The following is a 14,816-nucleotide window of genomic DNA, read 5'->3' on the forward strand; positions in this document are numbered from 1 at the left end:
TTTTGTATATAATTACATATGAAAAAAATATTTACAAAAACATTTAAAAATAAAAATCTTCCTTTTTTAGAACTGCGATACTCTAATTCAAATACTCACTATAAAAAGCATTTTCATGATAGCTTTTCTTTGGGGGTAAATAAAAAAGGAGAAAGTCTATACACAAATAGTGATAAATCATATAAGTTAACTAAAAACAAATTAAGCATAATGAATCCACATGAAGTACACTCTTGTAATGCAAGTAGTGAAGTTCTAAATGAATATTATATGATGCACTTGGACACTTCTTGGTGTAGAGATATTCAGAAACTTATTGATGAAAAGATTACAAGTTATATAAATGTACCAACACATATATTAGAAGATGAATCTTTTTACAATGAATATCTATTTTTATGTAGATATTTATTTGAAGAACACTCAATTGTGGATAAAGAAGATGCGTTGATAAACTTTTTTATAAAGTTTTTTTCACTTTTTTTAGAAGAGAGTCAAACTCCATTAATTGATAAGAAGTTTGAATTGATTATTAAGTATATGAATGATAAATATAAAGAAAATATTAGTTTAGATGATTTGGCTAAATATTTTGAATTAAATCCTTTTTATATTATTAGACTATTTAAGTCTAATATGAATCTTACACCAAGAGCATATTTAATAAATGTTAAAATAAATAAATCAAAACAATTTCTTCAAGATGGTTACTCAATTGTTGATACTGCTTTAGAGTGTGGATTTTTTGATCAAAGCCATTTTCATAAAAACTTCGTAAAAATAGTTGCAACAACTCCAATGGAATACAAACTCAATTTTGTACAATAAGTTATTTTAAAAAAGATATATACTTTTTCTAAATTTAATTTAGGAAAATATATGAGTTTTACAATTTTTTTGACAATGTTCTCTTTTTCATTAGTGATGTCAATTTCTCCTGGTCCTGTAAATATGATGATTATAACTTCAAGTATAAATAATGGATTTGCAAGAACTTTTAGTTTTATCTCAGGGGCAACTATTGGTTTTATTCTTTTGTTATTATGTATTGGGTTTGGATTATCAAAGATAATAAATACATATCCAGATATTTTATTGTATATAAAGGTTTTTGGATTTTCATTTATTATATATTTGGGGCTTAAGATTTTGAGTTCAAAAGCAAGTTTAACAATAAACAAAGAGGAGAAGATAAATCTAAAATTTTACGAAGGCTTTTTACTCCAATGGTTAAATCCAAAAGCATGGATAGCTTGTATCTCTGTTGTTTCTATGTATTCGTCATCTGAATTATTTACTTTTTTTGTCATAATTTATTTTATTGTTTGCTACTTATCTTTGTCTTTTTGGGGAGTTTTAGGAAGTAAAGTCACTAGATTTTTTAATACAGATTTTAAATTAAGATTATTAAATATTATTATGGGACTTACTCTTATACTTTGTGCTATCTCAATGATTTTTGTAAATATTTTTTGATAATGAAGAAATTTAAATTGGTATTAGTAAAATTTGGGTAAAATCAGCACAATATATAAATAAAAAATAGGAAAGAACTTGTTAGATAAAATTTTAAATTTTTGTTTTAGTGTATCTAAACAACCGGTTTTATTAAAAGATTTATTAGTAGCAAATGTTCAACATAATGAGAAAATGCATGTGGATGCTGCAAAATTAGGATTTAGACTTAGTATAGGAAAAGCATATATTGTATATATTATGATTGTTTGTATTCCTGTGATACCTTTATCTTTATTAGCACATGCTATTTTTGCAAAAATTGATGCTCATGCTTCTATTGTAGTTTCTATTATTTTTACTGCAATAATTTTTATTTGGTTCAATTTCTTTAGAATTTGGATAAAAGACAAAATGGCAAATAGAGTTATAAGAAAAGCTTGGATGATTCATTTTCCATATTTTCCTTATGATGAGTATAGATATAAAATAGAAGAGATTTTTCATAAAGCTATGAAAAATGAAATTCCAAGAAAAGACTTGGAAAGATATATACTAGATAGTTTAGTTCAAAACTAAATTATCTAATCATAAAATGCTTTAGCCTCTTTATTTCTACTTTTCTTTAATTCCATATCAATATATTTTGCTTCTATATCTTTTTTACTTTTTAAAGCAATAGTTTGTTTTCTATTTCCACTTGGATTTATTTCATAGATAAAAAAACCAGCTTCATACATAGATAATCTGACATTTGAAGAGATAGAATAAGTAGTCATAATCGCATTATCTTTACAAAGTTTAAAAATATCTTGAAAATATTCCACACTCCACAGCTCTTTATTTACTTCGCTTGAAAAAGCATCTTGATATACGATATCTATATCATTTAAAGTTTTGATATATTTTCTTGCATCTCCAATAAAAACTTCTATTTTGATTTTTTCATCTTCATAGAAAAAGTTTTTGGCTATGGAATTTATTATATGTTTGATTTTTTCAAACTCTTTTGGAAAAGTAAATTTATCCAAACTTTTTATTAAATCTTCATCTAACTCAGGAGAATAAATCTCTAGGTTTATATCTAAATTGTTTTCTAAAATATAATAAATAGTAGAAAAAGTGTTGTAACCAATCCCAAAACAAATATCTAAAATCTTTAGTTTTTTTAAATCTTTTTTTAGCCTAAGTGCAGGTATTACATGCTTATTTAAAGACTCTTTTATGGCTCCAGTTTTAAGGTCATGAAAGTGTTGATTGTATTTAGTAGAAAATAGGGTGTTAGAACCATCTATTGTTTGAATTTCTTTATTCATATAAGTTTTAAGAGATATCTCTATCTCTTAAATTTTCTTTCTTAGTTTCCTAAAGATGATAATTTATCATCAGATAAATAAAGCTCTTCGTTTGACATTACGCCAATTTTGTGAGATAAAATATCTTTTGCAATATCTTTTGCTTCTTCTAATGAGTGCATATTACATGTACCACATTGATAAATATTCAGTTCTGGGATATCTTCTTGTTTTGCTACATTTAAAACATCTTCCATAGCAGCTTTCCAAGCAGCAGCTACAACTTCTTCTTTTGGACTTCCAAGTAAACTCATATAAAAACCAGTTCTACAACCCATTGGTGAAACATCAATGATTTCAACAGTAGGAGAATTTAAATGTTCTCTAATAAAACCAGCAAAAAGGTGTTCTAATGTATGAATACCTTTTTCACTCATCATATCTTTATTTGGTACATAAAATCTTAAATCAAATACTGTAATAATATCACCAGATGGTGACTTCATTGTTTTTGCAACTCTAACTGCAGGTGCTGGCATAATTGTATGATCAACTTTAAAACTATCTAATAATGGCATATAATATCCTTCTATTTTGTTATAAAAGGGATTTTAACTTAAAGTTAATAAATTGATGATTATATATTATAATTAATAAAGATTTTCTCTAACCATTTTTTTAAATGCTTTCATATGAACTTTGAGCATATTTGGTATGATATCTTCTTTACAAGCATGAACTATATTTGCAAATTCTGGTTTAGAATAAATTGTTGCTCTATCTCGTGCAAGAAGTATAAGTTTATTCATATCATCATCTAAAGTAATATCTTCTCTATCTGTTATTGCATCATACACATAAAAAAACATTCTTCTCTCTTCGCTTGACATTTGACAAGAATCATCAAGCATCTTAAGTGCTAGTTTTCCTGCATATTCTATCTCTATTGGTGTAAATTCATATGTGTATGCCCAATCATAAGCTTTTTTAAGTATGTCCATTTTATATCCTTTGATTAGTGCTCAAATTTATTTAAGTGGCAAACTAAATCACTATCCATATTTGTTAAATGAAAATCAAACCATTCGGGTAATTTTTCTATAAAGTATGATTTCAACATCTTTTTACCAAATACTGAGTGGGAATTTTTTATAAAATATTCCATCTCTGCTAAGGCTTTGTAATGTTCATCTTTATGCTCTTTTATAGTTGGATAATTGTATCTTTCCATAAGAAACTCTTCTTCTTGGAAGTGTCTTTCGCTATGAAGTAGTAATTCTTTTGATTTTTGTATTATACTTTCCAAAGAGTTTATATCAGCACTTGCATATATATCAAAGAACTCTTTATGTAAAGTATCTATTTTTTCATGATTAAGTATATGTGTACTTTGATTAAATTCTTTTATTGTATTCATGTCCTGTTATATGCAAGTTCCATTCCAAGTTTTTTGTAAGTAATATTTTGATAAAAAGTTCTAAAGGATAATTATGAGATTTGAAAAGCTTTATAGGGGCAAATTGATAAAAAGATATAAAAGATTTTTGGCTGATATTATTTTAGATAGTGGGGAAAAAATAACAGCTCATGTACCAAATAGTGGCGCGATGACTTCTTGTATAGAAGAGAACTGTCCTGTATGGGTAACTTTTCACGATAACCCAAAAAGAAAATTAAAGTATACCTTGGAACTCACAAAGATGCAAGATATTTTGATTTGTACAAATACAGGTGTTGCAAATAAGATTGCTATAGAAGCTATAAAAAATGGTATTATCAAAGAGTTACAAGGATATAGTTCTCTTACTCCTGAACAAAAATATGGAGTAAACTCTAGAATTGATATTTTATTAGAAAATAAAGATGAAAAGTGTTATGTGGAAGTAAAAAGTGTAAGTTTAAAGATTAATGATTCTTTGGCTTTTCCAGATGCTGTAACAACAAGAGGGAAAAAACATCTAGATGAATTGGTTTCTATGGTAAAAGAAGGACATAGGGCTATAATGTTATATGTGATTCAAAGAACTGATAAATTGCCATTTACAATTGCAAAAGAGATTGACCCAAAATATAATGAAGCTCTAAAAGAGGCTATGAATAGTGGGGTTGAGGTTTTAGTTTACCAATCAAACATTACACTTGAAGAGATAAATTTAAAAAAGAAATCAAGTCTTCAAATTTAAGAAATATTTATTCTAATTTTTTTGCAAAGATATTAGCTAAATTCATCACTAAAAAAAGTCTAACTATATGATGAATAGCGATATATGGAACATTTGCTCCCACAATAATGGCTATCAGGTTTATATCTGCTTGCCCACCAGGAGCAAATGCTAATAAAATAGACATAATTGGGAAGTCAAAAAAATAACTAACTGTTAAAGTAAAAGCTGTTGTGATACAAGCTAGGATAATAAAATGTCCAAAGGTAGAAAGTAAAGTTTTAATAACTTCATCTAATTTTATACCTTTAAAGGTAAATCCAATGATTGTTCCAAAAATTACTTGTACAAATTTAAGTAATTCATCTGGTGGTCTTGAATCAACAAAACCAATACTAAATGCAAAAATACTTAAAAACATTGGTCCCATTAAGAAAGCAGCAAAAAGATTTAGTTTTTTTCCCACAATTGCACCAATTGTTCCTATACAGACAAGATAAAAAAGCTGTTTTAAATCAATTTGGCTTAATGTTTCGGTAATTACTTGGTTACCACTTACATCTACATTAAAAACATAATGAATAATAAAAGGCAAACTTAGAATTATAAATAAAAGTCTAGAAGATTGCACAAGTGTGATTTTTCTTGTATCAGCTTTTATTTGTTCTCCTAAAATCACAAGTTCGATTAAACCACCGGGAATAGAGCAGAAGTAGGCTGTTCTTTTGTCAAAATTCAATATTTTATAATAATAAAACATCCCAAATAAAATTGTGATAATTGTAAAAGGTATAACAAGAAGTAAAGAGAAAAAATAAACATTTAAGTAGTTTAAAATCTCAGGACTAAAAGCACTCCCAATGGTTACCCCTATTATGACTCTTGCTGGGCTAGAAAATATTTTTGGACTTTTTAGTGGAAGAGTATCATATCTTACTGCAAAAGAAGTTGCACAAATAGCACCTAAAAGCCAAGGAATGGGTAAATTTAAATATATGAAAATGATAGAACCTAATGCTCCAATGCCAAGTGTTAATACTATTTTTAATAAGTCATTAATTGCATTTGTAAAGGAGGTTTTATCTATATTCATTTATATCCTTATATTCATTATTAATGTGATCATAAAACTCTATTGAGCCATCAATTAAATTATAATACCAACCATGAATAGTAATCTCTTTGGTAAGAACTTTTCTTTTTATTGCTGGGTATGTTAGTAGATTTTCTAATTGGCATATTATAGAGTTTTTTTCCGTTGCTTTATATAAATCTTCCTTGTTTTTATATAGATGCTTGGTTTTTAATGTCATATCTTTTGCTTTTTTACCCAATTCTAGCCATTTTTTTATATTTATATATTCATTTGTATTTGGAATATCTTCATATAAACTTTGGCATGCTCCACAATATGAATGTCCACAAACAATTATATTTGATACTTTTAAGACTGAAACTGCATATTCTATAGCAGAGGCATTACCATGAAAGTCTCCATTTGCACTATATGGAGGTACAAAATTGCCTATGTTTCTAAGAGTAAATAAATCGCCTGGTTTATTTCCTACCATAAAATCAGTTGTTATTCTACTATCACAACAACTTATAAATAAGATTTTAGGTTTCTGACCATTTGTGATTAGCTCTTGTAGGTCATCTTTAAACTCTTCAAAATGATATTTACGAAATAGCTTATTACCTCGTATTAAATTTTTTATTGGATTCATAAAATATGATATCTATAAAAAATGTAATTAAAATCAAATTATTTATATCTCTATTGAGAATATTGCTCCATTAGTAGAATTTTTTACTCTAATTGTTCCGTTCATTTTTTCTTCAATAATCATTTTTGTCATATATAGTCCAATACCTGTACCATAATCATATTTTGTAGTGAAGTAAGGATCAAAAATCTTATTTATAATAGTATCATCGATTCCTCCTGCATTATCTTCAATGTGTAAACATAACTTTTCATTTTTTTGTGCATAAATTTTTATTTGTGGATTTTGGATATTCTTTTCTAATAAAATATCTTTTGCATTTGATATGATATTCATAATTGCTTGAGAATATTCATTTTTATACCCATTGATTTTATAATCTTTCTCAATATTTATAATAAGTTCTATATGGTGAAAAGTTAGAGTGGATTTTACTATTTTTAGTGCATTGTCTATTGCTTCATTTAAAAAAAAGAGTTCTTTTTTTGAATTAGGATTGAAAAAGTTTCTAAAGTCATCTATTGTTTTTGACATATATTCAAGTAAATCATTTGCTTCATCAACTCTATTTTGAAGATACTTTTTATCTAATTCTTTATAATCATAAGCAGATTCAATATCAAAAAATAAACCTGAGACTTGAGATAAAGGTTGTCTCCATTGGTGGGCAATATTGCCTATCATTTCACCCATTGCTGCCATTTTTGATTTTTGGATTAATATATTTTGTTGTTTTACTTTCTCTTCTTTTAGAATTGTTCTCTCTGTAATATCCCTCAATGAAGCAAAAAGTAAATTTTGATTTTCATAGGAATAGATAATTGCATTTAGTTCTACCGTTCTTGTTTGTTTATCTTTTGTAAATAATTTTACTGTTTTGACTAAAGATTTTGATTGTTTGATTTCTTCTAAACTCAATTGATCAAATAAATTAAAAAAGTCTTTATATAATATTTCACTTAACTCATAACCTATAGTTTTAAGGGCAGTATTATTTAGACTTAAGATACGAGTACTATTATTGATTATTTCAGAGATTATAAAACCATCATTGCTATAGTTGAAAAGTAGGGCATATTTCTCTTCATTTTGTTTAACTTTGCTTCTGTACTGATTAAATAGTTCCTCTATTTTTCTTGTAAAAAGTAAGGAAAAAAAGAAAAAGACTATGGTCATAACTATAATGATGATGATTAGTTTTAGAATATTTCTGTAAAGGTTATCTAAAGATATTTTAGTCTCTTTTTTTACTATTTGATTGATATTTGATAGGTTTACTCCCACCGCTATAAAATATCTATACTCTTTGATATATGTAGCATAAAACAACTTTTGATTATAATCATAATAAGTTGCTTCGTTTGCCTCATAATTTGTGTTTATAAGAAGTTTTTTTACTGCTTCAAGTTCTTTGTCTGAAGTTATGATATTTTTTTGTATTAGAAGTTTACTTTTGTTCATAATATTATTTAAACTATTTATTTTATAAATAAAAATAAACTCATCATTATTGAAACCTTGCAAGGTGATTTTTTTTAGAAGTTTATTTGTTAATTCCGCATGATTACTCTCTAAATTACTTGCAGAACCTATTATTAGCCCCAACTCTTTTAGGTGTCTTGAATAAGTGATTCTTTTATTTGGTCTGTACCAATTATAGTCCAAGAAGTTTTGAGTATTAGGATTTGCATTTATCATTTTGTTTATAAATTTCACCCCATCCAAATCTTCAAAATCAAGGAAATTTATTCCTTCATTTTTAGGATAATCAGTATTTAAGAGTAGAGTTCCTTTTGTATTTAAAATAAAGTAATTAATATCATTTTTTTCTTGGGCAATCTCTCTTAATGATTTTGATATTAGATCTATTTGGTCTTCTTTTGAGAGGTTTTTTGAAGATTTATATAAAGAATATGCTAAATTATATGCGATGATTGATTGATTTTTTATTCTTTGTTTTTTGCTATTTAGTATTGAAAGAGATTCAAAGTCTATGTCATTTTTAAGATTTTGAACTGATGTTTTAATATAAAACATCTCCCTTTCTATTAATGTATTTTTGAAACTTTTTATATGAGTTCTAAAATTGCTATATTCGGTTTTTATTAGAACTATACCAATTATAGTTGCGACAATTAATATAATAATTGTAGAACTAAGTAAAGTAGTCTTTTTTATTCCTTGTTCTACTGTTTGATTATACTTATTTTTCAAGATTTAGTTTGTACCCCATATTTGAAATATTTTTAATACAATTAAATGGAATCTTTTTTCGTAAAAATCCAAGGGAAGTTCGTAAAGAATTTAAACTCATATATTCTCCATCCCAAACATGTTGTTCAATCTCTTGATAAGAGACTATTCTATTTTTATTTAATACTAAAAGTTTCAAAAACAATAACTCTTTTTTTGTTAGATTGATTACTTGACCTTTATTATAAAATAAAGAAGTATTGTTGTCAAAATAAAATTTATCACCCAAGATTATTTTAAAATCTTTCTCTTTTTCTAAAGCTTCTACTGCTTTTGAAAGAGCAGGAAGGAGGTTTCTACTTGTAAGGGGTTTGATAATATATTTTTCTAGGTTTAACTCAATTGCATCCATCAAATAACTTTTTTCACTAAATGCTGTTGAGATTATGATTTTTGTAGTTGTGTCTTTTTGTCTTATTTTTTTTGCTAAAGATATGCCATCGAGCTTTGGCATTTTTATATCTGTTAGAATAATATCTGGATGATATTTTTTATAAAACTCATATCCCTCTTCTCCATCTTTTGCTTCATATAGTTCATTAAACATACGATTTAAAAATCGGGAATTGATAGTTCTTACGCCTTCATCATCTTCAATATATAAAATAGTATATTTTTTAAAATCATCCATTACTACCTCTTTTAAAAGAAAAGAGAAATTTAATTCTCTTTTTTCTTTCTAATTTTAGCTGAAAATTCACTAAATAAAGGAACTAACAATAAAATTATCGTGATGATTAATATTGATAAAGTAATAGGTCTTTCCCATAGAAAAGATAAAGAACCATCACTAATAGTCAATGCTCGTCTTAAATTGTTTTCCATCATTCCACCTAAAATAAAACCCAAAATCATAGGTGCCATTGGAAAGTCAACGATTCTTAAAAACAGAGCAACAACTGCAAAAACTGTCATCATATAAATATCAAAGTTATTAAAGGTAACCAAATAAACCCCAACAAGTGAGAAGAATATAATCAATGGCAACAATAACTGCTTAGGCAATGTTAAAAGTTTCGCAATATATGGAATCAAAGGTAAATTTAAAACTAAGAGTACTATATTACCAATATACATAGAAATAATAACTGACCAAAATAATTCTGGATTATCCACATACATAGTAGGTCCTGGTTGAATTCCATAAGAAATCAATGCCCCTAAAATAATAGCAGTAGTTCCACTTCCTGGAATACCTAAAGTAAGTAAAGGTACAAAAGAACCAGAACAAGCTGCATTATTTGCACTTTCAGGAGCTGCAAGTCCTTTAATACTTCCTTTTCCAAAATTTAGTTTTTCTTTTACACTTGCAATTGATCTCTCCATCCCATAAGCTAAAAATGAAGCAATTGTTGCACCTGCTCCTGGAAGAACTCCAACAAAAAATCCAAGTACAGAAGACCTACCAATAGTTGGAATCATCTCTTTTACTTCTTCTCGTGTAAGTTTTAGACTTCCAATATCTTTTTTAAGCTCTTCTTCTTCCTCTTTTGTAGTTTGGTGACTTTCTAAAACATTCATTAACGCTTCAGATAAAGCAAAGGCTGCCATTGCTAAAAGTAAAAATGAGATTCCATCAATCAAATCTAATCTTCCAAAAGTAAATCTAGCAATACCAGAATCAGAATCACTTCCAACAGTTGCTAACATAAGACCAAAGATAGTCATAATAGCAGCTTTTAAGAATTTACCTTTTCCAGCAAAGGCTGCAACCGCTGTAAGACCTAATACCATTAAGGCAAAATAATCAGATGATTGGAAACTCAAACTTACAGATGCTAAAGCAGGTGCTGCAAAAAGTAAGAATACAGCTGCAATAGTTCCCCCTGAAAATGAAGAATAAGCAGCGATTGCTAAGGCTTTTCCTGCATGTCCATTTTTTGCCATTGGGTAACCATCAAATGATGAAGCAACTGTTCCTGCGACTCCTGGAGCATTAATCAAAATTGATGAAGTAGAACCTCCAAATATAGCACCATAATAAACTCCCGCAATCAAAATAAGTCCAGAAGATGGTTCCATCCCATAAGTAATAGGAATCATCAAGGCAATTGCAGATATTGGACCTAGTCCTGGAAGCATACCAATGAATGTACCAGCAAAACACCCAATTGCTACCATTAGGATATTATATGCGCTAAGAGCCGTTCCTGCTCCTTGTAATATACCATCTAACATTAGTTTACTCCTAATAAATTATTGATAAACTCACCTGCATCTATATATACCCCTAAAACATTGTTTAGTAATACATAAAATCCCACAGATACTCCAACTGATATTAAAAATATTCTTTTTATATTTCTCTCTTTTAAGATAAAAAATCCTATTGCTAAAAATATCATTGTAGAAAAAATAAAACCTAATGGTCTTATTGTAAACCCATAAAAAATCATAAGTATAATAAAAAGTGTCGTAGTTTTTAAATCTAAACTTCTTAAATAAGTTAATGATAGGTTTTCTTCATTTTTTTCTAATAGTGATAAAATTAATAAAATTATTGATACGATAATTCCTGTTAATCCAATATAATAAGGAAATGTAGAAGCGGTCATTACTTCAAACTGTGCCATTGGCATCTTTTTTATACTAAATACAGAATAAAAATAGAAACTTGAAAAAGCTAAAAAAAATATTGAGCCTATTGTATTTTTTGTCATTTGTTGTCCTTTATATAAATAGAGCAAAAGCTCTATTTATCCTATAGAAATCCCATTTCTTTCATCAAAGATGAGATTGTTTTTTCTTGATTTTCTAGGAATGTTTTAAATTGAGTTGTTGGTTTATATAAATTTGCCCAACCATTTCTTGATCTAACTGTTTCCCACTCTTTTGTTTTGTACATATCCCCAAGAACTTTTGCAAAAGCATCGATTTTTTCTTGTGGTAAGTTTGGTGCTCCAAAAAAACCTCTCCAGTTAGCAAAATATGCATCTACACCCATACTTTTGAAACTTGGGATTCCATCAATTGATTCATCAGAAGTAATACCTATGATTCTTACTTCACCTTTTTTATGTTTTTCTAAAACTTCTCCAAGTCCTGTTGATAAAATATCAACTTCACCTGTTAATAATCCTGCAAGCGCTTTTCCTCCCGCATCATAAGGCACATATCTTACATTTGTTGGGTTTCCACCTGCTGCTTTAAAGATTTGTGCAGCTACAAGGTGATCCATACTTCCTCTTGAACTTCCACCTGCGATTTTTATTTTTCTTGGATTTTTATCAAAAGCAGCTTTTACATCAGCCCAAGTTTTATATTTAGAGTCAGTTCTTACAACTAAAGCTCCATAATCAGCAACAACCGCAGAGATTAAAGATAAGTCTCTAAATGATTGAGGAAATACACCTTGTAATGATCTAATTACGATTGGAGTTGAATTTACCATTAATGTCTCTTGTTGTTTGTCAGCAGTTTCTATTAAGTAAGCGATAGCTTTTCCACCACCACCTCCTGACATATTTTCAAAAGAAGTTTCGTCAACTAAACCAGAATTCTTAAGAGCTTCCCCAACTCCTCTAGCAGTCCCATCCCAACCACCACCGGCACCACCAGGGATTAGGAAATGGATTTTTTCAACTTCTGAAGCAACAGAAGTCATAGCTAATCCAGCAACTAAGCAACTAGCCAATGCAACATTTTTGCAAATTTTTGAGATTTGTAATTTCATTTTTCGTCCTTTGTTTGTTTCTATCTAAATATTAAATGAAAAAAATGTAAGAAAAATAAAATAAATATTTATTTTGGAAATTTTGTAAAAGACAAAAGTAAGGGAATTTTTAGGCAAAAAAAAAGAGGCTTCGTGGACCTCTTTTTTTGGAGAACAAATGAAAAAAGACGTTCGCATTCGTCTTATAAAGAAATTATAACGGTTTATGATAAATGAATAAATAATCAAAGGTTAACAAAAAGATAACTTAACTAAAAGTTTATAAATTTGTAAAAAAATGTAATAGTAAAGTTTGAAAATAGATTTTGAGTTTGTAGATTTTTGGGCAAAAAAAAAGAGGGTTCGCGACCTCTTTCTTTAGGAGAACAAATGAAGACGTTCGTATTCGTCTTATAAGATAAGTATAACAGGTGATGATGAATGGATAAATAATCAATAGTTAATGGATAGATAACCTGATGGGTAAATTTCTCTTGAAGACCTAAAGGTCTCCGCTTTCTTACTTTTTGGTCTCGAAAAAGTAAGCAAAAAAGACTGCCGAATTGATGAAGGCAGAGCTACCTAAGATTTCAGTCTTTTTTTTCTGCGTTGTGGAACTCGTCAATAAAGTGCATTTAGCACTTTATCTCCTCAAACAGTCCTCACTGTTCCCCGAAAAAAAAGCCTAAACTCTTAGCTTCATCAAAGGCAGGATTTAGTGCCATACGGTTAAAATAGTGACTATAAATAAAAAGTTAAAGAGTTGTTATGCATAAAAATATATGGGATAATGATAAATTAAATAGAAAGAGTGAATCAGAATACTTGATTAAGTATTTGACAAATGTTTATAAAGCAAATAAAGAATCATCATTTGTTTTAAATATAAATTCTGAATGGGGTTTTGGTAAGACTTATTTCTTGAAAAATTTAAAATTAGAACTTGAAAATGCAGATCATAAAGTAATGTATTTTGATGCATGGCAAAATGATTATACTAAAGAGCCTCTACTCGCATTTATTGCAGAGATAAATGAGAGCTTTAAATCATTTTTTACTGCAAAACAAACTAAATCAAAAAAGTTTCTTACTGATTTGTTTAAAAGTTCATTACCAATATTAGTTGCAGCTCTTAGTAAAAAGCTTACAGGTTATTCATTAGAAGATTTAAAAGAACAACTTGAATTGGATGAGAATGAAGGCAGTGAAAATTCTGCTGATGAAATTGATGATGACAAGGATTCAATTAAAACTTCTATTTCTACTTTAATGTCAAAAGCAACTGAAATCGCATTAGAAGAACATATGACTGCTAAAAAAAGTATTTTAGAGTTTAAAGAAAATATGAGAAAACTCATTTCTTATATTGATTCTTTATCAAATATTGAACTACCTATATATATTTTAATTGATGAATTAGATAGATGCAGACCAAATTATGCAATAGAATTACTTGAAAGTATTAAACACTTGTTTGATATACAAGGCTTAGTTTTTATTATTGCAACTGATTCAAAACAGTTATCACATTCTATAAATGCAGTTTATGGGAGTAAATTTAAATCAGAACAGTATTTAAAAAGATTTTTTGATAGAGAGTATACTTTAGATGAACCTTATGTTTATGATTATATTTTATTTTTATTAGAAAAATATAATATGTTAAAAGATGATAATTTTTATGTTGCACTGGATGAATATGCGTATAATGATGTAAATAAAAATGCTAAGATTATTGAGTTATATGCTAAATTTTTTAAATTAAGTCTTCGAGATATTGAACAGTGTATCATTGTATTGAATGCTATTATTTTTACTTGGGATATAGAAAATAAAATTCATTTAGGATATATGATTTTTTTGATTATGTTAAAACAAAAAAATTCAACTATATTTGAATCTTACATAATTTATAATAAAAAATCATCTTTGGGAAACAAATTTAGTGAATGGTTTAAAGAAGATGAATTAAATAGGAAAATCAAAATTAAAATAGATAATGGTAATACTGAATCTACTTTAGAGGCTTTATTAGGAGAGTATTCGAGTTTTGAATTTTTAACAGATAGTGAACATAGTCAAACACGTGGAAAAGAAAATAATTTTAATTATCGGAATATTAGAAAAGGACTTCCAAAATATATAAATAGTTATGATGATAATGAGATAGCTTTTAAAGAATTTAAAGACTACTATAAATATGTTTTAAGAGGTTTTAGAATTAATTAAATCATAAAAAAGCTAAAGTTTTGTTTTTAGGCAAGGCGAAGAG

The 14,816-nt window shown here is 27.6% G+C and carries 16 protein-coding genes; 5 read left to right on the plus strand and 11 right to left on the minus strand.

Features of this window, described 5'->3' with window-relative positions:
• Positions 1–18: 18 nt before the first annotated feature.
• The 3 genes from ACNI3D_RS01235 to ACNI3D_RS01245 all read left to right on the plus strand — a co-directional run bounded on the left by ACNI3D_RS01235 (position 19) and on the right by ACNI3D_RS01245 (position 2,034).
• Positions 19–828, plus strand: coding sequence for an AraC family transcriptional regulator (locus ACNI3D_RS01235; protein ID WP_419767995.1), 810 nt, complete (start codon positions 19–21; stop codon positions 826–828).
• A 51-nt stretch (positions 829–879) separates the two neighbouring features.
• Positions 880–1,476 (plus strand): LysE family translocator, encoded by a 597-nt coding sequence (locus ACNI3D_RS01240; protein ID WP_419767996.1) that lies wholly within the window; start codon positions 880–882, stop codon positions 1,474–1,476.
• 78 nt (positions 1,477–1,554) lie between these two features.
• Positions 1,555–2,034: a hypothetical protein gene (locus ACNI3D_RS01245; RefSeq protein WP_129100900.1), complete on the plus strand. Its 480-nt coding sequence runs from the start codon at positions 1,555–1,557 to the stop codon at positions 2,032–2,034.
• A gap of 5 nt (positions 2,035–2,039) precedes the next feature.
• Here ACNI3D_RS01245 and ACNI3D_RS01250 read toward each other — a convergent pair whose 3' ends face one another.
• The 4 genes from ACNI3D_RS01250 to ACNI3D_RS01265 all read right to left on the minus strand — a co-directional run bounded on the left by ACNI3D_RS01250 (position 2,040) and on the right by ACNI3D_RS01265 (position 4,167).
• Complete coding sequence (locus ACNI3D_RS01250) at positions 2,040–2,771, minus strand: MnmC family methyltransferase (protein ID WP_419767997.1); 732 nt, start codon at positions 2,769–2,771, stop codon at positions 2,040–2,042.
• A 41-nt stretch (positions 2,772–2,812) separates the two neighbouring features.
• Positions 2,813–3,328: an S-ribosylhomocysteine lyase gene (gene luxS / locus ACNI3D_RS01255; RefSeq protein WP_375722529.1), complete on the minus strand. Its 516-nt coding sequence runs from the start codon at positions 3,326–3,328 to the stop codon at positions 2,813–2,815.
• A 72-nt stretch (positions 3,329–3,400) separates the two neighbouring features.
• On the minus strand, positions 3,401–3,751 hold the full coding sequence (locus ACNI3D_RS01260) for a hypothetical protein (RefSeq protein WP_419767998.1): 351 nt from the start codon (positions 3,749–3,751) through the stop codon (positions 3,401–3,403).
• A gap of 14 nt (positions 3,752–3,765) precedes the next feature.
• The gene (locus ACNI3D_RS01265; RefSeq protein WP_419767999.1) at positions 3,766–4,167 is read right to left on the minus strand and encodes a bacteriohemerythrin; all 402 of its coding nucleotides are present in this window, start codon (positions 4,165–4,167) and stop codon (positions 3,766–3,768) included.
• 73 nt (positions 4,168–4,240) lie between these two features.
• Between ACNI3D_RS01265 and sfsA the strand changes: the two genes are divergently transcribed.
• Positions 4,241–4,933 carry a DNA/RNA nuclease SfsA gene (sfsA, locus tag ACNI3D_RS01270; protein WP_419768000.1) on the plus strand — a complete coding sequence of 231 codons (693 nt, stop codon included), beginning with the start codon at positions 4,241–4,243 and terminating at the stop codon, positions 4,931–4,933.
• A 7-nt stretch (positions 4,934–4,940) separates the two neighbouring features.
• On the opposite strand, the gene ACNI3D_RS01275 is transcribed toward sfsA, so the two are convergent.
• The 7 genes from ACNI3D_RS01275 to ACNI3D_RS01305 are packed head-to-tail and all read right to left on the minus strand — an operon-like array spanning position 4,941 to position 12,565.
• Positions 4,941–6,005 carry an AbrB family transcriptional regulator gene (locus tag ACNI3D_RS01275; RefSeq protein WP_419768001.1) on the minus strand — a complete coding sequence of 355 codons (1,065 nt, stop codon included), beginning with the start codon at positions 6,003–6,005 and terminating at the stop codon, positions 4,941–4,943.
• Positions 5,992–6,639, minus strand: coding sequence for a carbonic anhydrase (locus ACNI3D_RS01280; RefSeq protein WP_419768002.1), 648 nt, complete (start codon positions 6,637–6,639; stop codon positions 5,992–5,994). The genes ACNI3D_RS01275 and ACNI3D_RS01280 overlap by 14 nt, the downstream gene beginning before the upstream one ends.
• Before the next feature lie 42 nt (positions 6,640–6,681).
• Entirely contained in the window at positions 6,682–8,853 is a 2,172-nt protein-coding gene (locus tag ACNI3D_RS01285; RefSeq protein WP_419768003.1) for a cache domain-containing protein, read from the minus strand.
• Positions 8,843–9,523, minus strand: a complete 681-nt coding sequence (locus ACNI3D_RS01290; RefSeq protein WP_419768004.1) for a response regulator transcription factor — start codon at positions 9,521–9,523, stop codon at positions 8,843–8,845. The genes ACNI3D_RS01285 and ACNI3D_RS01290 overlap by 11 nt, the downstream gene beginning before the upstream one ends.
• Before the next feature lie 29 nt (positions 9,524–9,552).
• Positions 9,553–11,070 (minus strand): tripartite tricarboxylate transporter permease, encoded by a 1,518-nt coding sequence (locus ACNI3D_RS01295; protein WP_419768005.1) that lies wholly within the window; start codon positions 11,068–11,070, stop codon positions 9,553–9,555.
• Entirely contained in the window at positions 11,070–11,552 is a 483-nt protein-coding gene (locus tag ACNI3D_RS01300) for a tripartite tricarboxylate transporter TctB family protein (RefSeq protein WP_419768006.1), read from the minus strand. Before ACNI3D_RS01300 ends, ACNI3D_RS01295 begins: the two co-directional genes overlap by 1 nt.
• 41 nt (positions 11,553–11,593) lie before the next feature.
• A complete protein-coding gene (locus ACNI3D_RS01305) occupies positions 11,594–12,565 on the minus strand; it encodes a tripartite tricarboxylate transporter substrate binding protein (protein ID WP_419768007.1) in 972 nt (323 codons plus the stop codon).
• A 747-nt stretch (positions 12,566–13,312) separates the two neighbouring features.
• Here ACNI3D_RS01305 and ACNI3D_RS01310 point away from each other — a divergent pair.
• Positions 13,313–14,773 (plus strand): KAP family P-loop NTPase fold protein, encoded by a 1,461-nt coding sequence (locus tag ACNI3D_RS01310; protein WP_419768008.1) that lies wholly within the window; start codon positions 13,313–13,315, stop codon positions 14,771–14,773.
• The last annotated feature ends 43 nt before the right edge of the window (positions 14,774–14,816 follow it).

The organism is Arcobacter siniprincipis (SeqCode), from assembly GCF_048571125.1.
GTDB classification, from domain to species: domain Bacteria; phylum Campylobacterota; class Campylobacteria; order Campylobacterales; family Arcobacteraceae; genus Arcobacter; species Arcobacter siniprincipis.